The sequence below is a fragment of the Bacillus timonensis genome, from assembly GCF_000285535.1.
Taxonomy (GTDB): domain Bacteria; phylum Bacillota; class Bacilli; order Bacillales; family Bacillaceae_L; genus Ferdinandcohnia; species Ferdinandcohnia timonensis.
The window spans coordinates 63,507-90,225 of record NZ_HE610986.1; the positions used below are offsets into that span (position 1 = coordinate 63,507).

At 37.0% G+C, this 26,719-nt stretch carries 31 protein-coding genes; 16 read left to right on the forward strand and 15 right to left on the reverse strand.

The features are described 5' to 3' along the window. Positions 1–85 precede the first annotated feature (85 nt). Entirely contained in the window at positions 86–1,267 is a 1,182-nt protein-coding gene (locus BTHG_RS08800) for an MFS transporter (RefSeq protein ID WP_042341765.1), read from the forward strand. Positions 1,268–1,333: 66 nt separating this feature from the next. After that, positions 1,334–3,202, forward strand: coding sequence for a transglycosylase domain-containing protein (locus BTHG_RS08805; RefSeq protein WP_010676389.1), 1,869 nt, complete (start codon positions 1,334–1,336; stop codon positions 3,200–3,202). A gap of 131 nt (positions 3,203–3,333) precedes the next feature. On the opposite strand, the gene BTHG_RS08810 is transcribed toward BTHG_RS08805, so the two are convergent. Further along, positions 3,334–3,891: a DUF5366 family protein gene (locus BTHG_RS08810; protein ID WP_010676390.1), complete on the reverse strand. Its 558-nt coding sequence runs from the start codon at positions 3,889–3,891 to the stop codon at positions 3,334–3,336. Between the two features lie 125 nt (positions 3,892–4,016). Here BTHG_RS08810 and BTHG_RS08815 point away from each other — a divergent pair, with 125 nt between their 5' ends. Beyond that, positions 4,017–4,586, forward strand: coding sequence for a hypothetical protein (locus tag BTHG_RS08815; RefSeq protein ID WP_010676391.1), 570 nt, complete (start codon positions 4,017–4,019; stop codon positions 4,584–4,586). Positions 4,587–4,615: 29 nt separating this feature from the next. Here BTHG_RS08815 and BTHG_RS08820 read toward each other — a convergent pair whose 3' ends face one another. Then, the gene (locus tag BTHG_RS08820; RefSeq protein ID WP_010676392.1) at positions 4,616–4,837 is read right to left on the reverse strand and encodes a hypothetical protein; all 222 of its coding nucleotides are present in this window, start codon (positions 4,835–4,837) and stop codon (positions 4,616–4,618) included. Between the two features lie 258 nt (positions 4,838–5,095). On the opposite strand from BTHG_RS08820, the gene BTHG_RS08825 reads away from it, so the two are divergent. The 7 genes from BTHG_RS08825 to mnhG are packed head-to-tail and all read left to right on the forward strand — an operon-like array spanning position 5,096 to position 10,850. Further along, complete coding sequence (locus BTHG_RS08825; protein ID WP_010676393.1) at positions 5,096–7,498, forward strand: Na+/H+ antiporter subunit A; 2,403 nt, start codon at positions 5,096–5,098, stop codon at positions 7,496–7,498. Beyond that, a complete protein-coding gene (locus BTHG_RS08830) occupies positions 7,495–7,920 on the forward strand; it encodes a Na(+)/H(+) antiporter subunit B (protein WP_010676394.1) in 426 nt (141 codons plus the stop codon). Before BTHG_RS08825 ends, BTHG_RS08830 begins: the two co-directional genes overlap by 4 nt. Then, positions 7,920–8,261, forward strand: coding sequence for a Na(+)/H(+) antiporter subunit C (locus tag BTHG_RS08835; protein ID WP_010676395.1), 342 nt, complete (start codon positions 7,920–7,922; stop codon positions 8,259–8,261). The genes BTHG_RS08830 and BTHG_RS08835 overlap by 1 nt, the downstream gene beginning before the upstream one ends. After that, a complete protein-coding gene (locus BTHG_RS08840) occupies positions 8,254–9,735 on the forward strand; it encodes a Na+/H+ antiporter subunit D (protein WP_010676396.1) in 1,482 nt (493 codons plus the stop codon). Before BTHG_RS08835 ends, BTHG_RS08840 begins: the two co-directional genes overlap by 8 nt. Positions 9,736–9,740: 5 nt before the next feature. Beyond that, positions 9,741–10,217, forward strand: a complete 477-nt coding sequence (locus BTHG_RS08845; protein ID WP_010676397.1) for a Na+/H+ antiporter subunit E — start codon at positions 9,741–9,743, stop codon at positions 10,215–10,217. Further along, positions 10,217–10,501 carry a Na(+)/H(+) antiporter subunit F1 gene (locus BTHG_RS08850; protein WP_010676398.1) on the forward strand — a complete coding sequence of 95 codons (285 nt, stop codon included), beginning with the start codon at positions 10,217–10,219 and terminating at the stop codon, positions 10,499–10,501. Before BTHG_RS08845 ends, BTHG_RS08850 begins: the two co-directional genes overlap by 1 nt. After that, a complete protein-coding gene (mnhG, locus tag BTHG_RS08855) occupies positions 10,485–10,850 on the forward strand; it encodes a monovalent cation/H(+) antiporter subunit G (RefSeq protein ID WP_010676399.1) in 366 nt (121 codons plus the stop codon). Before BTHG_RS08850 ends, mnhG begins: the two co-directional genes overlap by 17 nt. Positions 10,851–10,888: 38 nt before the next feature. Here the strand turns inward: mnhG and BTHG_RS08860 are convergent, their stop codons facing one another. The 3 genes from BTHG_RS08860 to BTHG_RS08870 are packed head-to-tail and all read right to left on the reverse strand — an operon-like array spanning position 10,889 to position 12,971. Further along, complete coding sequence (locus BTHG_RS08860; protein ID WP_010676400.1) at positions 10,889–11,272, reverse strand: hotdog fold thioesterase; 384 nt, start codon at positions 11,270–11,272, stop codon at positions 10,889–10,891. Between the two features lie 21 nt (positions 11,273–11,293). After that, positions 11,294–12,355 (reverse strand): PQQ-dependent sugar dehydrogenase, encoded by a 1,062-nt coding sequence (locus BTHG_RS08865; protein ID WP_010676401.1) that lies wholly within the window; start codon positions 12,353–12,355, stop codon positions 11,294–11,296. 13 nt (positions 12,356–12,368) lie between these two features. Next, positions 12,369–12,971 carry a DedA family protein gene (locus BTHG_RS08870; RefSeq protein ID WP_010676402.1) on the reverse strand — a complete coding sequence of 201 codons (603 nt, stop codon included), beginning with the start codon at positions 12,969–12,971 and terminating at the stop codon, positions 12,369–12,371. Positions 12,972–13,089: 118 nt separating this feature from the next. Between BTHG_RS08870 and BTHG_RS08875 the strand changes: the two genes are divergently transcribed. The 3 genes from BTHG_RS08875 to BTHG_RS26730 all read left to right on the forward strand — a co-directional run bounded on the left by BTHG_RS08875 (position 13,090) and on the right by BTHG_RS26730 (position 14,727). Further along, positions 13,090–13,944, forward strand: coding sequence for an SDR family oxidoreductase (locus tag BTHG_RS08875; RefSeq protein ID WP_010676403.1), 855 nt, complete (start codon positions 13,090–13,092; stop codon positions 13,942–13,944). Between the two features lie 79 nt (positions 13,945–14,023). Beyond that, entirely contained in the window at positions 14,024–14,455 is a 432-nt protein-coding gene (locus BTHG_RS24570; RefSeq protein ID WP_010676404.1) for a DNA topoisomerase, read from the forward strand. Positions 14,456–14,565: 110 nt separating this feature from the next. Next, positions 14,566–14,727: a hypothetical protein gene (locus BTHG_RS26730; RefSeq protein WP_157256156.1), complete on the forward strand. Its 162-nt coding sequence runs from the start codon at positions 14,566–14,568 to the stop codon at positions 14,725–14,727. Between the two features lie 148 nt (positions 14,728–14,875). On the opposite strand, the gene BTHG_RS08895 is transcribed toward BTHG_RS26730, so the two are convergent. From BTHG_RS08895 to BTHG_RS08905, 3 genes are all read right to left on the reverse strand, one after another. Next, complete coding sequence (locus BTHG_RS08895) at positions 14,876–15,334, reverse strand: helix-turn-helix domain-containing protein (protein ID WP_010676405.1); 459 nt, start codon at positions 15,332–15,334, stop codon at positions 14,876–14,878. An 87-nt stretch (positions 15,335–15,421) separates the two neighbouring features. After that, entirely contained in the window at positions 15,422–16,189 is a 768-nt protein-coding gene (locus BTHG_RS08900) for a sulfite exporter TauE/SafE family protein (protein ID WP_010676406.1), read from the reverse strand. Positions 16,190–16,297: 108 nt separating this feature from the next. Next, positions 16,298–16,525 carry a hypothetical protein gene (locus BTHG_RS08905; protein WP_010676407.1) on the reverse strand — a complete coding sequence of 76 codons (228 nt, stop codon included), beginning with the start codon at positions 16,523–16,525 and terminating at the stop codon, positions 16,298–16,300. Positions 16,526–16,672: 147 nt separating this feature from the next. Here BTHG_RS08905 and BTHG_RS08910 point away from each other — a divergent pair, with 147 nt between their 5' ends. After that, on the forward strand, positions 16,673–17,284 hold the full coding sequence (locus BTHG_RS08910) for a biotin transporter BioY (RefSeq protein WP_010676408.1): 612 nt from the start codon (positions 16,673–16,675) through the stop codon (positions 17,282–17,284). 38 nt (positions 17,285–17,322) lie between these two features. Here the strand turns inward: BTHG_RS08910 and BTHG_RS08915 are convergent, their stop codons facing one another. Beyond that, complete coding sequence (locus BTHG_RS08915; RefSeq protein WP_010676409.1) at positions 17,323–18,660, reverse strand: Na+/H+ antiporter family protein; 1,338 nt, start codon at positions 18,658–18,660, stop codon at positions 17,323–17,325. A gap of 185 nt (positions 18,661–18,845) precedes the next feature. Then, positions 18,846–20,351, reverse strand: a complete 1,506-nt coding sequence (locus tag BTHG_RS08920) for a leucyl aminopeptidase (protein ID WP_010676410.1) — start codon at positions 20,349–20,351, stop codon at positions 18,846–18,848. Between the two features lie 240 nt (positions 20,352–20,591). On the opposite strand from BTHG_RS08920, the gene BTHG_RS08925 reads away from it, so the two are divergent. Then, positions 20,592–21,062 (forward strand): divergent PAP2 family protein, encoded by a 471-nt coding sequence (locus BTHG_RS08925; RefSeq protein ID WP_010676411.1) that lies wholly within the window; start codon positions 20,592–20,594, stop codon positions 21,060–21,062. A 460-nt stretch (positions 21,063–21,522) separates the two neighbouring features. Here the strand turns inward: BTHG_RS08925 and BTHG_RS08930 are convergent, their stop codons facing one another. From BTHG_RS08930 to BTHG_RS08950, 5 genes are all read right to left on the reverse strand, one after another. Continuing rightward, on the reverse strand, positions 21,523–22,206 hold the full coding sequence (locus BTHG_RS08930) for a 3D domain-containing protein (RefSeq protein ID WP_010676412.1): 684 nt from the start codon (positions 22,204–22,206) through the stop codon (positions 21,523–21,525). 142 nt (positions 22,207–22,348) lie between these two features. Beyond that, complete coding sequence (locus tag BTHG_RS08935; protein ID WP_010676413.1) at positions 22,349–22,675, reverse strand: YuiB family protein; 327 nt, start codon at positions 22,673–22,675, stop codon at positions 22,349–22,351. A 310-nt stretch (positions 22,676–22,985) separates the two neighbouring features. Then, on the reverse strand, positions 22,986–24,212 hold the full coding sequence (locus tag BTHG_RS08940; protein WP_187370790.1) for an NAD(P)/FAD-dependent oxidoreductase: 1,227 nt from the start codon (positions 24,210–24,212) through the stop codon (positions 22,986–22,988). A gap of 356 nt (positions 24,213–24,568) precedes the next feature. Then, positions 24,569–24,934, reverse strand: coding sequence for a HesB/IscA family protein (locus tag BTHG_RS08945; protein ID WP_010676415.1), 366 nt, complete (start codon positions 24,932–24,934; stop codon positions 24,569–24,571). 250 nt (positions 24,935–25,184) lie between these two features. Beyond that, positions 25,185–25,421, reverse strand: a complete 237-nt coding sequence (locus tag BTHG_RS08950) for a YuzB family protein (protein WP_010676416.1) — start codon at positions 25,419–25,421, stop codon at positions 25,185–25,187. 198 nt (positions 25,422–25,619) lie between these two features. On the opposite strand from BTHG_RS08950, the gene BTHG_RS08955 reads away from it, so the two are divergent. Next, entirely contained in the window at positions 25,620–26,687 is a 1,068-nt protein-coding gene (locus BTHG_RS08955) for an NAD(P)/FAD-dependent oxidoreductase (RefSeq protein ID WP_010676417.1), read from the forward strand. The last annotated feature ends 32 nt before the right edge of the window (positions 26,688–26,719 follow it).

A 26,719-nucleotide genomic window follows, 5' to 3' on the forward strand; every position in this document is an offset into this window, starting at 1 on the left:
TAATATTCTATAATATTTAGTAAATCGAAATATTCGGATTGAGAAGGTGTTACCCATTCAAACAGCAAAGCGAAATCTCTTGATTATGTGGTTTGCCAATTTCTTTGTTGCTGCAAGTGCAACAATGATCATGCCATTTCTCTCGTTATACATTGAAACATTCGGAGAATACTCAGATAGCTTTGTGCAAAGATGGGCTGGGTTGGTGTTTGCAGCTACCTTTATCACGGCTTTTTTTATTTCTCCGATTTGGGGACGTTTTGGTGACCGAAATGGTTACAAAAAGATTCTTTTAATTACGGGAACTGGTATCGCTGTCAGCATCTTTTTAATGGGGTATGTGAACACTGTTGAGCAATTATTTTTCCTAAGGCTTTTCATGGGTGCCGTCACGGGATTTATCCCAACCTCACTCGCCCTTATTTCTGCACAAACACCAAAGGAAATTGCAGGAAAAACATTAGGAACTCTTCAAATGGGGAATGTATCTGGTGCATTATTTGGTCCATTATTAGGTGGTATGTTGGCAGATGCGGTCGGATTCCAATATACGTTTGTTCTTACAGCAGTCGTCATTTTAGGTGCAGTTGGTTTAGTTGGTGTTGGTATTAAAGAAGTACGTGGAAACGAAACAAGTAGCACCATCAAAAAGTATTCTCGTAAAGAGGTTTTCTACCATATCATCAAACATCCTGTGTTATTAACCATCATGCTTATCTCAACGCTTATCCAAGTGGCTAATTTTAGCATTCAACCCCTACTTGCAATATATGTTACGCAATTAACAGACAGTAGTAATATTGTATTTTTAGCTGGAATGGCTTTTTCCGCGACTGGATTTGGAAATTTACTACTTACTAGGCAGTGGGGAAAATTTGGTGATCGAATTGGCCATGACAAAATAGTAACAATTCTTTTGCTGGCTTCCTCGATTTTATTTATCCCTCAAGGACTTGTAACCGAATTGTGGCAGCTTGTGATTTGTAGATTTTTATTTGGGATGGCAGTTGGAGGGCTGATTCCATGTATGACAGCTTATATTCGTCAAGTTGCACCTCTTTCCATGCAAGGTGAGGTTCAAGGGTATAATGTCAGTTTTCGCTTTTTAGGGAACGTAATTGGCCCGATAACAGGTGGAATCCTGAGTGGATTTTTTGGAATCTCAACTGTCTTTTTCGTAACAAGTGGTCTCTTTTTAAGTGGAGCAATTATTTTATGGCTTAGTGTAGCGCGACGTTCAGAAAAATCTCACCAACATGCAGCATAAACAGATGGCGATTGCCATCTGTTTTTTTATATAATAAGAGAATAGTAATTTTGAGAGAGTGTTTATATGAGAAGAAAAACCGGGTATTTCATCACCTTTTTACTTTTTCTGTTGTTTATCTTTGTATTAATTCAAGTAAATGGGGAATTAAAGACTACCAAAACCTTTCCTGCTGTTTTGGATGAAAAAATACCGATTGACAAGGTTGTGTTATCACAAACGAGCTATATTAAGGATGGGAAAGGTAATGTAATTTCCGAGATTAACCAGAATGTGAATCGAATCACCCTTTCGGCGGACGAGATTCCACAAATAGTGAAAGATTTGTTTATTACGATTGAGGATCAGCATTTTTATGAGCATTTGGGCTTTGATATTGCTGGCATCGGAAGAGCAGCTTTGACAAATCTACAAAATGATTCTATTGAACAAGGTGGTAGCACAATCACACAGCAGCTTGCGAGAAATCTTTATTTATCAAATGAAAAAACCTATAACCGTAAATTAAGTGAGCTCCTTCATTCCTATCAACTGGAAAGAACTTTTTCGAAAGAGGAAATTTTAACATTGTATATCAATGCCATCTATTTTCAAAATGGGGCATATGGGCTAGAAACAGCTTCCCAGCTTTATTTTAACCAGTCCATTAAAGATGCGTCATTGGCAAAAATCGCATTTCTATGTGCAATACCAAATAATCCTTCTTTGTATAACCCAGTTACCCAATTTTCACATACAAAGGAAAGACAGGAGCGAATTTTACAAAGTTTACTAGAGACAGAGAAAATCTCAGCTGAGGAATATGAGAAGGCCATTCAAGAGCCGATTACGCTTACCATGAAGGAATCAGTTGATTTGTATCCCAATTATACGACCTATATTTATCATGAGTTTAAGGACTTAATCTCTGAAAAAGAAGGATTTACGAAAAAAATTGATTCAGCGACTTCAGACAGCGAAAAGGAAAAATTGCAAAAGGAACTTGATAAGAAAGTAAATGAGGTTAAAGAGTCAGGGATAATCATTGAAACGGCGCTAAACCAAACTATTCAAGAAAAAGCCGAACAATCGATGGAAAAATTTTTACCATATTCCAATGTTCAAGGTGCTGCTGCAGTTTTAGACAATTCAACGAATCGCCTTGTCGCCATTGTAGGTGGGAAGAAGTTTGAAAAGTTGTCATTTCATCGGGCTTTCCAAGCTTTCCGTCAGCCAGGTTCTGCGATTAAACCATTGCTTGTTTATGCACCTTATTTTGATCAAACGGGCGCTTCCATCTCACAAACAGTAAATGCAAACAATTATTGTAAAAATGGATATTGCCCGCGAAATTACGGGGGTGCACAGTATGGAAATGTTAGCTTACGAACCGCTTTTAAGTATTCATATAATACACCAGCTATTCGATTATTAGAAAAAATCGGGATTAATAATGCATTTTCTTATTTAGATAAGCTGCAATTTTCGAATGTGATAAAAGAGGACCAGAGTTTACCGGCAGCAATTGGCGGTTTTACTTACGGAATGTCACCCTTGGAAATGACTAACGCTTTTGCGACATTTGCAAATCATGGTCAATTTATTCAAGCACGTGGGATTACAAAAGTAACAGACTTACAAGGAAATACTTTATATGAATGGAATGAGCAGCCTACACAGGTTTGGAGTGATTCAGCTAATCAAAAGGTTAGGTCGTTACTTACAGATGTTGTAAAATCAGGAACCGGTAAAGCAGCGAATTTTTCAACGGGGTATATTGGTGGGAAGACAGGGACAACGAATGATGTAAAAGACCTCTGGTTTATGGGTCTAACCGAAAAATATACCGCTGGTGTGTGGGTAGGAAATGACGAAAACAAAAGTATTCAATATATGGAAGCACGAAAACCTCAAATGTATATTTGGAAGGAAATAATGAAAGCGAGCCAAAGGTAGGCTCAATTTTATCAAATATGCCTTGGCGTTATTTGCGCCCGATTTTTTTCTGGCTTGCTCGAAAAAAAATCGTGGCATCCGCCGGAGGCTTTAACTTTATTCAGCCGGGGTTCCAACCCCACTGAATAAAGTTAAATGGGAAGACTTGCAATGATACTATTGTAGAGCCGTAAACACACATAAGTCACAGTCATAAAAAAAGTGAACCAACACAGTGTATGAAATAGCACCAAACTAATTAAGCCTCTAAAGGTTAATGTGTCTTGAATCTTATAAACGAAAAATATAAAGTACCCCAGAGTCGCTAATAAAAGCACAATAATGATACCGTAAAAAGATTGAACAAAGGCCATTGAAAGTGTTCCTCCACCAAGATAGAAAAAGGAACCCGCTCGTATTTTCGGTAAACTTTCTCCACTGCTATCCTTCGTAAAAAACAAAAGGGAAAGCTCAAGTAAAGTGTTGGCTATTAACTTTAATGCTGCAAATACCATAAAATAAATCAAGAAAAACACAAAAAAGATTGCGAAGTTAATCCAAGTTGGTGAGAAAAACTCTTGCATACCACGGTAGATGCCAATTTGTTTTAACAGCTCTAATGTTTTCAATTCAGTTAAAATCGCAAAAGAGACACTAAATAGAATGATAGAGATTAGCGGAAAGTAGCTTGTAAAATATGTATTTTTCATTATAAAAACCTCATGAATAATGTACTTCGGTATTCTTTACGATTTTAACATACATTTTTTTGTAGTAAATCTCTTTTTCATAAATACACATAGATTAAAGACAACTTTAGGAAAAGAGGGGTTCTATGAAAAAAGGATTCTTATTTATGGTGCTTGTATGTGGTTTAGCATTTTTTACCTTCTTAAGTGCAGTAAGTGCTTCTGGGGAATCAGATTTTACAAAAGCGGTTAATGGGAAACTGAAGGAAATCAACTATTATGCTAATGGCTCCGCTACAGTAGTTAATTCCATTTCAAAGGAAGCCGAAATTACAAAGATTATCACACCTGACGATCCAAACACGAAGGAAAATGAAGAAGAAATTGATACGTATACAGCGAATGTAGTTGTGGGACATATAGCATACAAATTAAAACGCGACAGTATTTTTTATATTCAAAAGCATGAATTCTTTTTTTATGATGTCGACAACAAGGAGTTCCTTATGCTCGGAAATTTCCCTGACGACCAGGAAATCGCCACTTTTTACAATGATTTTATGGATGCGGGTCATACAGCCGGGATTACTTTAACATCAAACTTGTTATTCAGTTTATTCGTCATTATGGCCATTCTTGTAGGTCCAATATTAGTCATGATGTTCCATAATAAATCCATTCCAGTTCCAATGGTAAGAAATAACAGCGTAATGTAGGATGAGACGTTTTTTGTCTCATCCTTTTTTTAATCCCGATACTCAATTCGAATATATTCACGCGGCTTGAATTTTGGAAAAACCATTGTTTCCTCTGTATGTGTAGAATTGATTGTTTGAATTTGAAATTGTTGCCGATTTTCCACCTGGATGTCTCCATATTCCCTCTTCGTCTGTTCATGAATCCACCATGCTCCACTAAAAAGGAAAACAAAAATGGCGATTGCGACAATTCCCTTTTTTGCGTTCACAAAACTTCACCTCTTGCTACTAGCATTCATTCCAACAGGAATTTTTATACAATTAATTTAATGTTTTTACATAATTCGACTTAGTTTTTTATACATTAGGGACTTTTTCAGAAAAATTTTTTCGTTCAAAAAGACGCCTCCCTACATATTTAATACCAAATGAAAATCTTGGTGACACTAGAAGTTGCAAGGCATGCAAGTTCTATCTAATTGTTATATAATTTTAAAAGATACAAAAATGATTAAGGGGGTACTGTTTTGTCAATTGTACATTGGGCCATTTTATCTCCATTCATAATGGCTATCTTTATTCCTTTCTTCCGCAAATATTTGCGAGGGATTCATACAGGGTGGTTTGTACTAATTCTACCTGTAGTCCTATTCTCTTATTTCTTTCCATTCATGAAGGAAACGATGAATGGAAACCCGATAATCCGTACTGCAGAATGGATGCCTTCCATTGGCGTAAATTTCACAGCGTATATTGATGGATTAGGACTCTTATTTGCTTTACTGATTACAGGCATTGGGGCATTAGTTGTCCTCTACTCAATTTATTACCTTTCGAAGGAAAAGGAATCCTTACATAATTTTTATGTGTACTTACTTTGTTTCATGGGTGCTATGCTCGGGGTTGTTCTTTCAGATAATGTGATTGTGCTTTATACATTCTGGGAATTAACAAGTCTTTCTTCATTTCTATTAATCGGGTATTGGCATAATCGAGAAAAATCAAGATATGGTGCACAAAAATCAATGTTAATCACGGTCTTCGGTGGATTAGCCATGCTAGCTGGATTTGTTTTACTATCAATCATGACCAATACATTTAGTATTCGAGAAATGATTGCACAAGTGGATACATTACCGTCAAATCCGCTCTTTGTCCCTGCGATGCTTTTAATTCTATTAGGTGCTTTTACAAAATCAGCACAATTTCCATTCCATATTTGGTTGCCAGATGCGATGGAAGCACCGACACCAGTCAGTGCATATCTACACTCTGCAACAATGGTAAAAGCAGGTATCTATTTAGTTGCGCGACTGAGCCCTATTTTTGCAGGATCAAGTGAATGGTTTTGGATTATTTCAACCTTTGGAATTGTTACCTTGTTCTGGGGATCATTTAGTGCGGTTAAACAAACCGATTTAAAAGGAATCCTTGCATTTTCAACGGTCAGTCAGCTGGGAATGATTATGTCGTTACTCGGAATTGGCTCAGCTGCACTACACTATGGTAGTAATAATAATATTTATCTTGCAGCAATCGTCGCTGCCATTTTCCACTTAATTAACCACGCAACTTTCAAAGGAAGCTTATTCATGGTTGTTGGGATTATCGACCATGAAACAGGTACGCGTGACATTCGCAAGCTCGGTGGATTAATGACCGTTATGCCAATTAGCTTTACATTGGCTGCAATCGGTGCATTTTCAATGGCTGGATTACCACCATTTAATGGTTTCTTAAGTAAAGAAGCGTTCTTTACTGCACTGGTTAATGCAACAACTCTTGATGTATTCAATATGGAAACGTTCGGGGTTCTTTTCCCAATTATCGGTTGGGTAGCAAGTGTATTCACATTCATTTACAGCATGATTCTTGTTTTTAAGACCTTTACTGGAAAAGCTCAGTTTGAAAAGCTCGATAAAAAGCCACATGAAGCACCGATTGGGATGTTAATTTCTCCTATTATCCTGGCTTCACTTGTGATTATATTCGGGTTCTTTTCAAACATATTAGCACCAAGTGTAATTGAGCCTGCTGTGGCATCCATCCTTCCAAGCTTACTTGATGGCGGTTCAAGCTTTCATGTTAAATTTGAATATTTTCACGGATGGAATACACCACTCTTTATGTCAATTGGCGTCATTGTGTTAGGAACACTTATGTTTCTCTCACTTGCAAAGTGGACAGGCATTTATAATGTCTTTTCCAAGCGTTTAACCTTAAACAATCTTTATGACAATGGAATTTTGTCGATGGAAAGATCTGCTTCAAAACTAAATCGTTTCTATATGACCGGAGTTATTCGCGATTATTTAGTGATTATGTTTGCATTCTTTATCTTGGCGATTGGAAGTACACTCATCATTAAAAATGGATTTGCGTTTGATGTAACTCATGTTGCACCGATTCGTTTCTATGAAGCTGTGCTTGCATTTGTTCTTGTTGGTGGAGTTGCAACAACGATTTTTGCCAAGTCAAGGCTCACAGCCATTATTGCACTTGGTTCTGTAGGTTATACGGTTTCGTTATTCTTTGTGTTATTCCGTGCACCTGATCTGGCTTTGACTCAGCTTGTGATTGAAACTGTATCTGTAGCCTTATTCCTACTGTGTTTTTATCACTTGCCAAAGCTTCAAAAAAAGGAAAAGCCAATGCGTTTTCGATTAACGAATTTACTCATTTCAATTGGAGTTGGATTAATTGTCACGCTTCTTGCAATCTCAGCAAATAGTACAAGACTCATTGATTCTATCTCTAGTTACTTTGTAGAAAATAGCTACAAAGAAGGCGGAGGTACAAATATCGTTAACGTGATTTTAGTTGATTTCCGTGGTTTCGATACATTGTTTGAAATTACTGTACTTGGTATCGCCGCTCTAGGTATATTCACAATGATTAAATTACGATTAACAAGGAGGAAAGAAGGATGAAGACAAATGATTTAATCCTGCAAACAGCAACCAAAATAACTGTTTTCATCATTCTTGCCTATTCTTTGAATCTCTTTTTTGCAGGTCATAATACTCCTGGAGGAGGATTTATCGGTGGACTCATTTCAGCTGCGGCAATCGTCCTTCTCCTTTTAGCATTTGATATGAAAACAGTAAAAAAAGCCTTACCTTTTGACTTTAAAAAGGTGGCGGCTCTTGGTTTATTAATTGCAGCATTAACAGGGATTGGTTCATTCCTATTCGATGTACCCTTTTTATCCCATACATTTGGTTACTTTGATCTACCAATTTTCGGACATACAGAACTTGCCACTGCTGTATTATTCGATACCGGTGTGTATCTAGTTGTTGTTGGAGTAACCTTGACCATTATTCAAACAATCGGGGAGGATGATGATTAATGGAGATTTTAATGGCAATTGTCATCGGGATTCTTTTTACGGCAGCGACATATATGATGCTTTCGAAAAGCCTAATTCGAGTGATTATTGGGACAGGTTTGCTTAGTCATGGAGCTCATTTATTGATTTTAACAATGGGTGGGTTAAAGCAGGGGGCGGCTCCCATTTTAGTAGAAGGTACGAAGGCTTATGTTGATCCACTTCCCCAAGCCCTTATCTTAACTGCGATCGTAATCAGCTTTGGGGTAACATCGTTTATCCTAGTGCTCGCGTATCGATCCTATCAAGAGCTGGGAACGGATAACATGGATAAATTAAGGGGAAATGATAGTAATGAATAATTTTGTAATCCTTCCAATACTGATTCCTCTCCTGACGGGGATCATACTCATATTTGTAAACAAATATACGAAAGCATCAAGAGTGATAAGCTTATTATCTACACTTTTGACCGTCATCCTGTCATTAATACTTGTCAATCAGGTCTATCAGAATGGCATTCAAACCCTTAACCTCGGGGACTGGGATGCTCCTTTCGGTATTGTACTAGTAGCAGATTTGCTTGCTTCTTTACTTGTGACAACAGGTAGCATTGTTGTCTTAGCATGTATTCTATATTCGTTTAAGAATATCGGACAAGAAAGAGAAAAATTCTTTTATTATGCTGCTGTTCAATTCTTAATGGTTGGGGTACTAGGTGCATTTTTAACAGGGGACATTTTTAACCTGTTCGTATTTTTTGAGGTCATGCTGATGGCTTCCTATGTTCTAATTGTACATGGTGGAACAAAGCCACAATTACGTGAGTCGATTAAGTATATCTTAGTAAACGTAATCTCATCTGCCCTATTTGTTATTGCGGTTGCTTATTTATACGCAGTGACGGGAACGGTTAACATGGCAGATTTATCTGCAAAAATAAGTGAACTAGGACAACCCGGCATTGTAACTGTTATCTCCATCTTATTTTTAGTGGTATTTGGATTAAAAGGAGCTATCTTCCCGTTATTTTTCTGGTTACCAGGTTCCTATAATGCTCCCCCAACGCCGATAACAGCACTATTTGGAGCTTTGTTAACGAAGGTTGGGGTTTATTCAATCATTCGTACGTTTACAATTATTTTCTACCATGACACCGGTTTTACCCATACCCTAATTGGCATACTTGCAGGTTTTACAATTGTTGTAGGAGTCGTTGGCGCAGTTGCTTATTGGGATGTTAAACAAATTATCATTTATAATATTTTAACAGCGGTTGGTGTTATATTAGTTGGTGTTGCAACCCTAACACCGACATCACTTACAGGATCTATTTATTATTTAATACATGACATGATTATCAAGGCTTCCCTCTTCTTATTAGTTGGAGCCATGGTTGTAATAACTGGTACGAGCAATTTAAAGAAAATGGGTGGCTTAATTAACCATCATCCATATTTAGGCTGGATGTTCTTCATTGCTACTATTTCACTTGCAGGAATCCCTCCATTTAGTGGATTCATAGGGAAGCTTCTAATTGTCAAAGGAAGCCTTGCTGCAGAGCATTACGTACTGGTTGCAGCAATTTTAATTTCAAGTCTTCTTGTCCTATATTCGGTAATGAAAATCTTTATTAACGGATTCTGGGGTGAAGCAAAGCTTAGGAAAGAAGAAGAAAAAGGATCGACAAAAGGACTGCTATTCCCGATTACTCTTCTACTTTCACTCTCAATTGCACTTGGATTTGGTGCTGAATGGTTCTATCCGTATATCTCTCAAGCAGCGCAAGACTTGACAGACCCATCCATCTATATCCAAGCTGTTTTAAAGGAGTAGATCTTATGTTGTTGCAATTAGTTTTAAATATTTTTATTGCCTTTTCGTGGATGTTTATCTCAAACTCCTATGAGTTTAGCGCGTTTTTTGGCGGATATTTGATTGGTCTTTTACTTATTTTTGTTTTACGTCGTTTTTTCTCTCAACGTTTTTACCTTCATAATGTGTGGGCTGTGATAAAGCTAATCTTGATTTTCTTTAGAGAGCTAATTCTTTCAAACTATGCCATTATGAAAGTGGTTATTAAACCCAAGCTCGATGTAAAACCTGGGATTTTCGCAATGCCAACGGAACTCACAAAAGATTGGGAAATCCTAACGCTTTCAAATCTGATCACATTAACACCTGGAACACTCGTTGTTGATATTTCAGATGATAAAAAAATACTGTATATCCATGCAATGGACATACAAGACGTAGATGAAGCCATTGATTCGATTAAAAATTCATTTGAAAAAGCAATTATGGAGGTGAGCCGATAATGTTTGAAATTTTACTTAATCTCGCACTAGTCTTCTTATCGGTTTCAACGATTGCTTATATATACCGTGTGATAAAAGGGCCATCAATCCCTGACAAAGTTATAGCACTTGATGCAATAGGGGTCAATTTAGTGGGAATTACTGCAATTGTTTCCATTATCCTACGCTCCAATTCGTTCCTAGAAGTTATTTTATTAATTGCAATTGTAGCTTTTGTTGGTACTGTCGCCTTTTCAAAGTTCCTTGAGAAAGGAGTCGTAATTGAACATGACCGAGATGCTTAAGATTTTCTTTGCTGTTATAATCTTGTTCGGAGCGCTTCTAAGCATAATAAGTGCGATTGGCATTGTTCGATTACCTGATGTGTACACACGGAATCATGCGGTATCAAAAAGTGCGACATTAGGAGTTCTAGCAATCCTACTTGGAACATTTTTATACTTTTGGATCATTGAAGGCTATATGAACTTTAGGGTCATTTTAGGATTTGTCTTTCTTTTTCTAACGTCACCAGTTGCCGGACATTTAATTAGCCGTGCCGCCTATAATTCTAAGGTTCCATTATGGGAAGAAAGCTCCCAAGATGACTTAAAAGACAAGGTAAGTCATGAAAAGGAAAAGGTAAGTCAATAAAGATAAGCGAGGACTTTTGGGTCCTCGCTTTTTTAGAGTCACTTTTTCAATTTTATAATCGCCATTGTGCAACGCGATACACATATGAGGTTTTCTTCTTCATCGACAATTTTGATATCCCAAACCATCGTTGTTTTTCCTTTATGAAGCGGGGTTCCGATTGCTTTTACAATGCCGTTTCTTTTTGCTCGAATATGATTGGCGTTGATTTCGAGTCCTGCACAACCTTCTGTCTCTTGATCAACAAGGTTGTATGTCCCTACACTTGCAACAGTTTCCGCTAAGGCAACAGATGCACCTCCGTGTAGAACGCCAAATGGCTGGCGTGTGCGATCATTGACTGGCATGGTCGCTGTTACTCGATTAGGAGTCACTTCTTCAATCATTATCCCTAAAGCCCCGATTAACGTATCTTCTACCATTCTTCTCCCTCTACTCTCGTCCTATTTCCGAATCCCTGTCAATGGAAGTGAAAGAAGTTTGTCATCATCTTCCTTCGGATTTCCCCGTCCATCACGGTTGTTTGTAATCGTAAATAACTTGCTCTCTTCTATGTAGACATCTCTCATTCTGCTCTTAATATCGAGCACAACATCAATCCTACCAGTCTCAATATCATAGCTTCTTACTTTTGAACCTCTTAATGTGGCAATATAAAGCTTCCCATTAGCATAATCAATGCCCGATGGGGCCCAAGTTTCTTCACCTGTTTGAAAAATGGGTGTCACCATGTTTGTCTTTGTTTCGTTCCCTTCAATTATTGGCCAGCCATAATTCTTACCTGGTTCAATTACATTAATCTCATCATGTGCACTTTGTCCATGTTCTGTGCTATAAAATGTTCCTTTTTCATCCCATGCCAGCCCCTGTGGATTGCGATGACCATAAGAATAGATATAAGTATTAGTAAATGGATTGTCACTTGGAATTGAACCATCTAGATTCATTCGCAATATTTTCCCAGCAAGTTTTGTTAGGTCTTGTGCATTTTCTGGAACCCCTGCATCTCCTGCTGTGACGTAAAGCTTCTGGTCAGGGCCAACTTTAATCCGGCCCCCGTTATGAATTCTTCCTCCTGGAATACCATCCAACAACACCCTCTTTTCTTCCCAAGTATCACCATTTCTCTCAACAAGGATGACGCGATTTACTATTTCCCCATCCTCTTCATATGTATGATACATAAATGCTTGGTTTGAATCTGAAAAATTGGGTGCAAGTGTAAACCCTAAAAAGCCTCCTTCTCCTTCGTGCAAAATTCTTCTTTTCAGCAATAGCTGCTGAGGGATTACTTTGCCGGTTGCCTCCTCTATTTCAGATAACTTTCCTACTCGTTCAGGTATAAGAAACATACCGTCTGTTTTTGTTATCATCCATGGAATTGTTAAATTTGTTGCAATAATAGTCGGATTTGAAATCGTTTCCTGCACAGGTTCATCAAGTTGCTGTTTATTGGAACAACCGACAACTATAAAAAATAAAAGAAGTAAAGAAATCTTTTTCAATGTCCACTTCCTCCTAATGTGAAAGCTTTCTCAATTTTCTAGTCTTCTTTATCTTAACCAATATATATATCACCAATGCCGCAACTCCTGTGGTAATGACAATATCGTAATATTTTATAAATATTTCAATGAATTCCTCGCCAGCAAAATACCCAACTGAAAAAATGAAAGAAACCCAAATAAAAATGGCTGTATACAGGGTAGTTGCAAATTTTACAAAGGACAATTTACTAAAACCAAATAAGAATGGAAACAGTACCCGAAAGCCTGGAACGAAATAGCAAAATGCCAACGCAAATGTATTGTATTTTTCAATAATGGATATAGCACGTGAGATTTTTCTTCTCATTTTATTTTGTTTACTGAGGAGTAAAACCATCGCGCGTCCTGCAAAACGTCCAAATACATAGCTAGTTGTGACAGCTGTGATGATTCCCCCGTACGTAACAATGAAAACCTTCCAAGGTATGAAAACCTCCTCCGAAGCAAAAAATCCAATTGTTGACACGATAACCTCATTTGGTATAGGGATTATAAATGCACCAACCCATAACCATAAAAAAAGTCCACTATAACCATGTTCCTGAATGATTGTCACTACATCATTTATATCCATCATATCCCTGCCTTTTTTGGGTCGATGTACGTAATTCTAGATAGATATCATGTTCTATTATAAGATTAAATGGATAATAATAGAAACTATTTTTGAATGATAAAAGGGGAAACAAAACATGGACAAACCGATTGTAATTATTACTGGTGCATCTAGTGGATTTGGGCTTTTAACTGCCATTGAATTTTTAAAAAGAGGATTTTTAGTTGTCGCGACAATGAGAGATATGAAAAAAAAGGAACATTTATTACAACAACTTCAAAATCAAACGTTAGAAAAGAGCCTTCTTTTTTGTAGATTGGATGTCACTGATATTAATTCCTTACTAGCTTTTCAAACAACGCTTCAAAAGCTTGGTAGAGTTGACATTCTAATTAATAATGCTGGGTTTGCTACAGGTGGATTTGCTGAGGAAATTTCACTTGATGAATACAGAGCTCAATTTGAAACGAACTTTTTCGGGTTAATAGAAGTGACGAAGCTAATCCTTCCTTATATGAGACAACAAAAATCCGGAAAAATTATTAATCTGAGCAGTATTAGTGGCCAAATTGGATTTCCTGGCCTCTCGCCATATGTTGCGTCTAAATATGCAGTAGAAGGGTGGTCTGAGTCACTACAACTTGAAGTAAGGCCATTTGGTATAGATGTCGCATTAATCGAACCTGGCTCATTTCAAACGAATATTTGGAGTAGTGGAACAAAGATTTCAGATAAGTCGTTGCGTTCTTCATCTCCATATTACGATATGATGAAAAAGATTAAAGCTAGACTTGAAAAGGGGCAAACATCATACGGAGACCCAATTGAGGTTGCGAAATGCATTGTACAGCTTTCCATAAAGCCCTCCTTAACCAAGCTTCGTTATCCCGTGGGAAAAGGAAGTAAGACATCCATTTTATTGAAAAATTTACTGCCATGGAAGATGTGGGAAAAGATCGTTTTTAAGATGTTAAGCATTGGCAAAAAGTGAGGCCACCATACAGACAAAATTCACCTTATCTGAAAATTAACATATATTGTAAGGGAATTTTCACAAGGGAGGTCTACCGTTGTATCATCATCCTTTTATCTATGGACGTCAAGGACCACCAAGGACTGTTTTGTATCCCGGCTATTATTCAAATATTACAAGACATTCCGTCTTTCCTGACCATGAGTTTTATTACCCATACCCAAATTATAGAAAATACCCTGATGTCGATCCATCTTTATTTAATGAATCAGCAATAGAAATGAAAATTCTTATGAAGGATGCTAGTCTAATACTTACTAAGTTAGCTGAATCAAAGGCTTTCGCAAAAGAGGTAATGGCTGCTGCACAAGCCTCAAATAATAAGGAAGTAGAACGTCTACTTAAAACTACAGGAATTAAGTCAGATGTTATTACTACTTTTAATCCAGATGGCATTAATTTTAAACTAATGGCGAGTGTAGGTGGGACTAAATCTAGTCAGTTAACATTGGCATTGAGATGGCGATAAAAAAAGTGTAGAGGAGCGAAGGTAAAAATTTGCCTATCGTTCTTTTTTTGAATAATAGAATGAAAATTATAAGGTTTAGGACATTATAAAAACACGAGGAGGTAATATCAATGGAATACAGAGACAGAGACACACTTAGACTAACACAAAGTAAAGAAGAACAGCTTGTGAATCAACTTGATCCAGAGCTTGACCTTCGAAATATAAATTTCGCAACTGGCGAAAATGAATACCTTAATGAACGTTATGACGATTTTTCTATCGATCACTAATTGAAAACTGGAGGAAGTTATATGGCAAAAAAGGAACAACTTAATGAAGAAGCGGCTATGAATAATAACTTAACTTCATCTTCGTATTCAAAAAGCAAAACAACTAGAAAGAAGAAAAATGGGGCCAAGTAAAGTTTGTGCCCCATTTTTATTTGGAATCCATTGAAATTTCTTTTAGCCTATTATAGGCTTCCTCTTTATCAAACGAAGAATACCACCTGAAATGAGCATCGTCTAAAATGCGAAAATGCTGGCTAATTAAATTTTGTTGAAGGCGAAACTTTCCTATCTTCTGAAGATCTTTCCACCAAACCTTACCACCCATAGTACGTTCTTTTGCACGGTCAATTCCGTTGCGTCCGATGATTTCAATTACATCAATAGGGTCTTCCCCCAATGCTGATTGGAGAATCTCACTATCCCGAAATAATGCACAAATAGCTACTATACAAGTCCAACCCGCGGTTATCCGCCCTTTTTCTATTTGCACCAGGGTCTTTTTCGAAATTCCCAAAATTTCAGCCATTCTATCTTGTGTATATCCCTTTTCAATTCGAATTAGCTTCATTTTTCCAGAGAGCATTTTTGTTATTTGTTCCTTATCCATTTATCTCACCTATCTTAAATTGACGTTCTCTTTGAAAAAGGCAAAAACCTTAGTGTAATTTTACACTAAGGTATCGATGTAACGCAATTAATAGATAAGTTTTAAACCACTTATAAAAATGATAACGCCAATTGCAGTTTGCAATGGTTTCATCGGAACCTTTGCTGACAGAGAGCTTCCGATGATTACTCCAGGAATCGAACCGCAAAGTAAATTTGCAACTAACAAAAAGTCAACATTTCCAAAGCCCACGTGGAAAAAGCTACTTACCGTGACTAAGATAAATGCATGTGCGATATCTGTTCCAACTAGTTCAGATGCTCGTAATTGGTAAAATAACAGCATTGCTAAAGCAAATAGAGACCCTGAACCAACTGATGTTAATCCGACAATAAATCCAAGCAAAGCACCTAAAAGAATAGTTGTCTTTGTTTTATCTTCAATGGGTTTTGCACTATAGGAGCTACTCGAAAAACGAGAGCTAAACAATGTTTTTATCACAGTTGCAACAGCCACCATCATGAGTACATATCCCAGGGCGTGCTTAACAATTTCCCCCTGTAGAAATTTATCTCCTCCAGCAAAATGCAATGTCGTTACAGCTATAATTGCACTAGGTACACTACCTATAGCCAAATACTTTACGAGCTTAAAATTAATGGTTTTTTGCCGAAAATGCTGCAAAGATCCAAAAAATTTTGTGATTGAGTTATAGACAAAGTCTGTTCCAACTGCAATTAGGGGATTGATTCCAATTAAAATTAAAAATGGGGTTAATAATGCCGCTCCACCTACACCTGTTAGTCCGACCAAAAAACCGACAAAAAGGCCCATCAATACAATTCCAATACTCATTTCCGACCGCTCCCAACATTTTCGGATATGGGCATTATATTTACAGGACATCCCTTTTGACACATTTTTCTTACATTGGACAATAAAATTATTTTTTAGCTATAACAATTAATTGAAGTTTCGGTATGCTATTTTGAAGCATTGATACTGAAAAAGGAATTCATCTACAAATATTTTATCTACGTTTTCAAAATCATATGACTCAAAAAATGTTTCAAGCACTTCTATTTCTTCATCATCCATTGTACCTTTTATCCATAAAGGATAATAAAGTTTTTCGTAAAGGCGGTGAAGTCCAAACGTTTCAAATGTTTCTTCAAGCTGGTATGGTGTCATATATCTCAACCTCCTTGTAAAAGTATGGTTGAGACAAGACTTTTTTAAACACTTTATTTGTTAACTTGTTTTATTTTTGTGTTGACATATAATTATTCTTGTTTTACGATTTTGTTAACTACAAAAACACGGAGGTTAACAGAAAAAATGACAACAGTTTCGAAACCACGAATTCGCGCAATTGAAATTACATATGTTGGAATGTTCGCAGCGTTAATGGCGATAGGTGCAAACATTACATCAATGGCACCTTTTTTACAAATTGCTGGGGTTCCATTAACCATGCAAACCTTTTTTGCAGTATTAGCAGGGCTTCTCCTCGGAAGTCGTTTAGGTGCAGTTTCAATGACGGTGTATATGTTAATTGGGATTGCTGGAGCACCTGTTTTTTCAGGATTTGAAGCAGGAATTGCTCCTATAATTGGAAGTACAGGCGGATTTATCTTATCATTCATCGCAACAGCTTATTTTTCCGGAAAGGTTGTTGAGCATGCTAAAGGTAACCCAACCTTAAAAACATTCATATTAGCTGCTTTTGTAGGTCTGTTCATGAACTATTTCATTGGAACAAACTATATGTACTTTGCGTTAAATTTTTGGCTAGAAGTTAAAATGGGCTATGGAGCAGCATGGGGCGTCATGGCATGGTTTATCATAAAAGACCTTGCTTTCACTATTTTCGCAGCAATTATTTCTCCAAGAGTTTATCGTGCAGTAACAAAAAATGCAATGAATCAAATTTCAACAAAGGCTTCATAAAAAAATTCCCCCACGATTTTTTCGTGGGGGATGTCTTTTTAAAGGATGATTGCTGCAATCCAGCCGAAAATGATAAGTGGAATATTATAGTGTAAAAATGTCGGTACACATGTATCCCAAATATGATTATGCTGACCATCCACGTTAAGTCCAGCAGTTGGACCAAGTGTACTATCAGAAGCTGGTGACCCAGCGTCACCTAAAGCAGCTGCAGTACCTACAATGGCTATAGTAGCCATTGGACTAAATCCAAGTTCTAGACATAATGGAACAAAAATCGTTGCAATAATTGGAATCGTTGAAAACGATGAACCAATCCCTAATGTAATCAATAGACCAACAATTAACATTATTAATGCAGCAAATGCCTGATTTCCACTCATTAAGGCTGCCGATTGCTTAACAAGCTCTTCTACATCTCCCGTTGCACTAATAACAGCTGCAAATCCGGATGCTGTGATCATTACAAAACCTATAAATGCCATCATTTTCATTCCGCCAGTAATCACTTCGTCTGCCTGATTAATTTTCATAGAGCCGCTTACATATAGAACCGCGATACCGGTTAAGGCCCCAAAAATCATGCCATCTACATCAAACACTTGAGAAAGTGTTAATTGTACACCTAATGTAGCAAGCACAGCAAGAAGAGCAAAAGTAATACTCTTTTTAGTATAATTTACCTTTGATTCTGACTCATTAGCGCTTTCGATAACTTGATATTGTCTTGATTTCCGATAAGAAATAAAGATGGCGAACAGTAAACCAACAATCATACCTGCAGTTGGAATCAACATGGCAACTGGAATATCTCTTTTAGCAACATCTAGCCCACTGTCTAGCATATATTGCTGTAAGAGTCCGTGGAAGATTTCTCCGAACCCTACAGGAAGTGCAATATATGGTGCTGTTAAACCAAACGTAATAACTGTTGCAATTAATCGTCGATCAATTCCTAACTCGTTAAACACTTTTAATAGTGGTGGAATCAAAATAGGAATAAATGCAATATGAACAGGTACAAGGTTCTGTGATGAAATCGAAATTGCTAAAATAATAAATATGATCAAAACCTTTGAGTAGGTTTTACGTTTACTGTCCCCTTCCTTCCCTACCATTTTGATGGCGAGGTCCACCATTGCATCTGGTAATCCTGTTTTAGAAATAGCAACTGCAAAACTACCTAATAGTGCATAACTCAATGCGACTGTAGCATTACCGCCTAGACCTTCTGTAAAAGTGGACACTGTCGTTGTGACATCTAAACCACCTGAAAGTCCCCCAACAATTGCACCAATTGCAAGAGCAACTACAACATTTATACGAAATAAACTTAAAATAAGCATGATAAGAACTGCTAAAACAACTGCGTTCATGATGTAAACTCCTCTTAGTTTGATACTTTTGATACTCTATACTTTAGTTTGTTAAATTGGTAGAGAATTAAAATACCAAACTACAATATCATATGTTGTGATTGGTCGTCAATGGAATGTTTTTCACAGAGCGGAAGGGATGTTTCTCATAAAAAAGCCTACCAAAAGGTAGACTTTAAAATATATTATTCATTTGTTTCTCCAAATCGTTCTACTAGTGTTGCGAGTGTGCGAACCATCACTCCAGTTGCACCGGCAGGGCCTAGATTATGGGAAGAGGTTGTTGTTGCAGTACCTGCAATATCAAGGTGTACCCATGGGGTATTTTCCGCAAATTCACCTATGAAGGTACCTGCGAAAATCGCGTGACCATCACGTCCTGGTGAATTGTTCAAGTCAGCAACCAGGCTTTTACGAACACGCTTCTTATGGTTTTCTGTGATTGGAAGACGCCAAATAGGTTCACCAGCTTCTAAGGATGCTTCTAACACCTGTTCAAAGAAGAGTTCGTTATTTGTCATAGCACCTGTAATATCATTTCCAAGCGCAACAATCACTCCACCTGTTAATGTTGCTACATCTACTAAATAAGAAGCACCGTGGAATTTAGCATAGGTAATTCCATCTGCTAAAGCTAGGCGACCCTCTGCGTCTGTGTTTAGGATTTCGATCGTTTTTCCATTCATGGATGTGACAACATCATCTGGCTTAAAGGCATCACCACTAATCATATTGTCAGTAGATGGAATTACGGCCACTACATTTTTTTCAGGTCGTAATTCACCAATAATCTCCATTGCTCCCAAAACAGCAGCCGCACCTCCCATATCGGATTTCATACCAACAATGCCGTCCTTTGGCTTAATAGAATAACCACCTGTATCAAAGGTAATTCCTTTCCCTACCAATCCGATGACATCCTCCCAGTCCTCTCTTCCTTGGTATTTAAGGACAATCATTTTAGGTGGTTCAGCAGAACCTTTATTTACAGCCAATAGAGCCCCCATTCCTAGCTTTTCCATATCCTCTTTTTCTAGAATTTCGACTTCAAATTCGTATTTTTTGCCCAGTTCAGTTGCATAGTTTGCTAAATCCGAAGCTGTCAGCATATTTCCTGGAAGATTTACAAGCGTTCTTGCAGAGTTAGTGCCTTGGCCATATGCAAAACCGACAGTTAAACTTGCTTTTACCTCTTCGGGACTTTCTTCCGTATAAACAACAATTTCTTCAATTTTCTTTTCTGGTTCATTTGACTTTTGCCTATAATCTGCAAATCTATAGGATGAGAGTGCCAGGGCTTCTCCAAATGCATGGGCGACATCATATGTATTCAGTCCATCTGATTTAAATGAATCTAGTTCAATTGCAAAACTTTCAACTTTCGCTTCAGAGATTGTTTTTATAGCTTTTCCAAAAGCTTCTCTAAGTGATTCAAAAGTTTGCTTAATTTCCTTTCCAAGCCCTAAAAAATAAACACGTTTAATAGGAGTTTTTCCTAATGTATGTAGCTTCGAAACAGTCTGTTGCTTCGTTGAAATATCCCCTTCTTTTAAAAGCTCTGTGATTTGGCCGTCTAACTGTGTATCTAATTCATGCGTAAATCCAGTTAGCTTTTGATTTTTAGAAAATATACCAATAAGTAATGCTTCATGCACTTCTTTTAGTTTTACTTCATTTTTAACGGTAAACATTTGCGCAGCACCTCCAACTTATTTTCACCATTTTATTATAAACTTCGAGGCACTAAATTTCATCTAACAATCATCTGATGAAGATTTCTTTTTGCAGGCTTCTGCAATTTCTTTTATAATACTAACTAAGATGGCACTTTCTTAGCCAAGTTTCAATACTATCATTCTTACTATTCCTAAAGTTACACATACAACTAAATACAAAACAGTAGTGGATTTTGACGAGAGGAAGTATTTTACATGGAGCTTTTTACTAATTTCCCCCTTTGGGCTGCCCTTGCTGCAATTGGATTTGCGCAGTTTGTAAAAGTCCCCCTGCATTTTATTGTGACAAAAAAAGTGGATTGGTCGCTGATTACAAGCACTGGTGGGATGCCAAGCTCACATTCAGCCGCAGTAACTGCATTAACTACAGGAATTGCCATTGAGCAAGGATTAGATTCTCCTTTATTCGCTATCTCAACAGTGTTTGCTGTGATTGTCATGTTCGATGCTTCTGGTGTTCGTAGACATGCAGGTGAACAAGCAACAGTGTTAAATAGACTTGTTGCAGATTTTCAGAAATTTGCGGAAGATGCAAAACTATGGCCAAAACTTGATGAAGAGAAAAAAAGAAGCGAACTAAAGGAATTATTGGGTCATAAGCCAATCGAAGTATTTTTTGGTGGATTAACCGGAATCTTATTAACACTCTTACTTCATATTCTGTAATAAAAACAGGCTAATTATGAATTAAGTTTGTCGGTTGTGACCTCAGAAGGTCAATATCAAGTTAAATCGCATACGTTTACACAATATAATGACACAGAAAAACGCAGAGGTTTAGTATCCTCTGCGTTTTTCTTATCTAACGAAAGTGATTTAACTACTATTCTTTAGTTAATGAGGTAAATCAGCAATAGTATAATAAGCGGAGATTTTCCAGTTACATGCAGTCTGAAGCTCTTTCTTGGGACATAAGGGGAGTTTTTCCGATTATGCAATGCAAAATCCCCCATTTTGGAATTTTTCGGGTCAATAGGCAGAATCTCTCCGTTTATTTTTAGCTTTTTTATTACTAATTACGAATTAAGAGGAATTTGTCCGTCTATTAATCAGCCCGGGTGCACAACCTATCCCCAAACCAATCAGTATGACATTCTTAATCCAAAAAGATCATTCATTAGCACGTTTAACTTTTCTGTCCTAATATTTGTTGACGGAAAACCTGCATCGACTTATCCTCATTCATTGCAGCAATTTCTTCTTCAGATATTTTACCGTCACCCATTTTAATTACATACACATCTAGGGTTTTCTTCCCCCATTTGTTATAAACATCATGAACCGTGTCATAATACAAATCAATTTTATTGCCTTTAATGGCGCCACCTTTGTCAGCCACAACACCATACCCATAATCAGGGATAAAAAGGATTGTTCCGATTGGAAAGACAGTTAAATCGGCTGCAATTGTAGAATACAGGTCGCGCTTTACTTTTACACCTGAATAGGTAATCCCGTACGATGGATGATCTGCATCTTTACCTGTTGATTCAACTCCTGCCGTGTATCCAGTTGCGACAACTGTTTTCGTCGGATATTTAGAAAAATCTATAGCTTCTTCAATCGGTAATGTGCTTTCTACACTAGAAGCCAAAACCACTTTATTTCCATTTATAAGATATAAAAATTTTGATGCCAATTCTACACTTTTAATTGCCATTGTTTGCGACTTTTCTTTTATATGGTCGCCTAACCAGTTTGTAAGATCTTTCGTCTGCACTCCCGAAAATGATTGGAACGTCGTAAATAGTGCTAATGCAAATAAAAAAGTCATTGCACTTCTTCTTAGAATTGTGTTTAAATGAAACACATTTTTCCACTCCTCTCACGACTCTATTTCTTTCCAATTTGGTTAGAAAATATTCGTTTAAGGGTGGAAATTAATTCTAAACAAAAAAGAAACATAAGGATTCCCCACGTTTCTTCTTGTACCTTTTTTATGAAATTTTCCCCTAAAACATTCTGTATCCTTTTTTTCGAAGCAGCTTAATGACCACCCCAGATAATATTGCCCCTGCAAGACCACTTAGTAAAATCGTAATATCGATAGGAGCTAACGTCATGATGCTTTCACCTAAAGAGCGAAATGCACTTGCTGGAGAAGTGAAATAATCAAGAAAAGAAACATCTTGAATAATTGCTAAGGCAATTATTGGATAAATTACGGCCATGATCCACGACATCCGTAAAAGCATGTTAAGAATAAATCCAATTCCGAAAAATAAAACAAAAAACAATAGCATTGAAATTAATAAAATCGGTAAAAAACTGAGTGACATGGCATTCACCTCCTAGACACAAATGCGCAAGCGCCTTAATAGCCCCGACAAGCACAAGACGAGCTGGCTAGAAGGTTGTTCTTATACTTAACCTTCTTGACAGATTGATTGTGACCTAGAGCTGCTCAAAACGTAGCTTTTCGCAAGATACTCACTGAAGCCTATCCAAGGTGAAAACTTGCTAGGCGCTTGAGCTGGACGTACAAATCCCTTCCTAGTGTACTAAAGGGGTGTGGCTTGAGTCAATTGATTTTGCTTGCTATACGTGTAAAAAAAGGAATGCCATTGCAGCATTCCTTTCCATTATTTCTTATAAGAATTTTAATTTACCTTTTTTAAGAACAAGTGATGGTCCGCCCACAATCAATAGTGCACGATTATCTATTACTTTCTTCATAAATGCTGCTTTTGAACCCCAAATTTTTCTTCCAAAAACAACACCTATTCCATCATGCTCACCAAGTGAACATACAGTTCCTTTGTTATCAAACGTAAAGGCACTAAGTTCACCTTGGCCACGAACAAGGACGGAAATATTTTTCGCTACCACTGCACCTTGTTGCATTGCGATTTGTGCAGTTGGAGGGTATGGACGATTAATTTCTTCATTAATGACTAATGAGCTATCTCCAACAAAGAAAATCTCATCATGTCCTGGGGCACGAAGATGTTTATCAACCTTCACACGTCCACGCATTGCTTCAAAACCAGAAGCTTCGATTACGCTGTTACCGCGTATACCCGCTGCCCATACAACAGTGCCTGCTTTAATTTCTTCAGTTACATCGTCTTTCCCTACGATGATTCCTTCTGGTGTACCTTCTTTAATAGCAGTGCCAATCTTGAATTCTACACCTTTTTTCTCTAAGTGGTTAACCGCATATTCAACTAATTCAGCGTCAAAACCAGGTAGGGCAGTTGGTGCCGCTTCAACACAGATGATTCTTACTTTATTTTGATCAACATCATAGTCACGGCAAAGCTCAGGTACTCTATTAACAAGTTCTCCTAAGAACTCAATACCAGTAAATCCTGCTCCACCTACAACGATTGTTAATCTTGTATCATCTTTTTCTTCTTCAGTATTATAAGTTGCAAATTGATACTCAATATGTTCTTTAATTTGACGAGCTGTATTTACATTAGAAATTGAAAATGCATGTTCTTTTAATCCTTTGATTCCAAATGTCTCGGATTCTCCGCCCAATGCAACCACTAAATAATCATATTCAATCTGTGAATCGTCTTCTAGGATTACACGCTTACCTTCACGGTCAATCTTAACTACAGATCCCTTAACAAATTTTACTTTATGTCCACTAATAACATCTTCAACTTGATAACGTACACGGTCAGCTGGTAAAGTACCCGCAGATGCTTCGTGTAACCAAGTGGTCTCATAATGATAGTCATTTTTATTAACTAGTGTAATATCAGCTTCATTTACACCTAATGTTTTTTGTAGGTTAACAACGGTTGTTAATCCACCGTATCCTGCACCTAAAACTACGATTTTTGGCTTTCTCACTTTAATCACGCCCACCTTTTCTTTTTTGCATTAAATAAAAATCAATTACTCCTATTTTCAACTGCAATCTCTGATTTTATTGATAAAATAGTTTGTGATATCTTTCACGTAAGATACCATAGTTGGACAAAAAAATTTACGGAATTTGACATAAAAATGTACAATATAAATATCTACATATCATAATATGCCTTTTACATTGATTTTTCAAGTACTTAAAGGCCCTTTTGAATGTTAATGATATTAAAAAAACAACATTTTTTAACAATTGTTGAAAAAATGTTGTTTTCGCGACAAAAAAGTGCCATATTTTGTATCTTTGGTTTTAAAAAAGTTGGGCTCATTATAGTAGCCCAACTTTTGAATTAACAATTCTCAGGTGTTCCTGCTACTTTTGCCGTACGGAAGGATGAACCACATCCGCAAGATGCAATGGCGTTTGGATTATCGATGGTAAATCCGCCACCCATGAGGGATTGTTTGAAGTCTATTTTTACACCGTTTAAGATTGGAGCATCTTCTTTATTGATGATAATCTTAATTCCATGTTGTTCATCTTGTACATCGGCTTCATTTACTTCCTGTTCAAAGCCCATGCCATAAGAAAGTCCACTACAACCGCCACCTTTAACGGCAACACGTAAAAATGCTCCTTCTTCCTCATTCTGTTTCATCATATCTTTAATTTGAAAAGCAGCTGCTTCGGAAATAGTCAGTACACGCTCAGTCATATTTGTAACCTCCTTCTTTTAAGCTTTCAAAATAGGTTATTACTATAAGTATAATGTTTAATTGCATTTGTTACAATCAATCCGTTTTATTCCATTATTTTTATATTTTTAGTATAAATTGGTATTCTTTTGTGCACAATAAGAATATCCCCCGTTTTTTTTAGAAACTCTTCATTATTTAATGGAGGGTTTTTTTGTTTACAAAAAAAGCAGGACAATACCTGCTTTTCTAAATTTATATAAAATTGTATTAGAACATTGGGTTTTCTTCTAAATAGGCATAGATGTTTTCAACTAGCTCTTCAGCTGTTTCACCAGTAACTACATCCCCATTTACAAGAGCATATAGCGACTCAAAGCATTGGCCACAATAACTTAGACATCCATATTCAATCACATCAAGATTTGGATCCTGTTCAAGGATTTCCTTTGCTTTTTGTGAGCCACTAGCCAAATTACTAACACAAAATTCAATGATAGGGTTCACTGGTTCTTCACCTCACTACAACTACTTATCGTACTCTCTTTTTTGCGTCTCGTCAATTTTTAGAATATAAGTTGTTATTTTGTCACAAATTCGCTATACTTTTAGTGACTTTGTCAAGAATAGCAGATATAAAAATTGCAATAAAAAATAGTGAATACGGTTCAACTATAGAGAGGAACAAAAAGGGGATAAATCATCATGAAAAATCTTGTCATATTAGGTGGTGGGTATGGTGGAATGCGAATTTTACATCGACTCTTACCTAATCACTTACCCGAAGATATTCAAATTACCTTAATTGACCGTGCGCCTTATCATAGTTTAAAAACTGAATTTTACGCGCTTGCAGCAGGAACAATTTCTGATTCGCATGTTCGTGTAACCTTTCCGGAACATCCACGTTTGCATGTGAAATTTGGAGAAATCAAGGGAATTGATTTAAATGAAAGACTAGTTCATATCAAGGATCTTGAGTCAATAAAGTATGATGATTTGGTCATTGGTTTGGGGTGTGAGGATAAATATCACAATGTCCCGGGTGCAAAGGAATTCACCCATAGCATTCAGTCCATTGATAGTGCAAGAGAAACTTATCAAAAACTTAATAATCTTCCTGCTGGAGCTACTGTTTCCATCGTGGGTGCAGGGCTAAGTGGGGTAGAACTTGCAAGTGAATTGCACGAAAGCAGACCAGATTTACAAATCAAGATATTCGATAGAGGAAACCATATCCTTTCAGCATTCCCAGAAAAATTAAGTATGTATGTTGAAAACTGGTTTGATAAAAATAATGTTGAAATCATCAATAATTCAAATATTACAAGAGTCGAAGAAAACGTCCTATTCAATAATGACCAACCTGTTCAAAGTGATGTTGTTGTATGGACAGCTGGTATCCAACCAAACAAAATTGTTCGCGACTTAGATGTTGAAAAAGATGGAAGTGGTCGTGTTGTCTTAACAAAACAACATAACCTTCCAAATGATGAACATGTATATGTTGTTGGGGATTGTGCAAGCTTGCCACATGCACCTAGTGCACAACTTGCAGAAGGCCAGGCAGAACAAATTGTACAGGTACTTCAAAAGCGTTGGAAGGGTGAAGAACCACCAGCCGAGTTTCCTAAGATTAAACTAAAAGGTGTACTTGGTTCTCTTGGCAAAAAAGAAGGCTTCGGTTTAGTAGCAGAACGTCCACTAACTGGTCGCGTGCCCCGTATGTTAAAGTCCGGAGTATTATGGATGTACAAGTATCATAATGGATGAGAAAAAGAAGCACAGTTGTCTCACTAAAGACT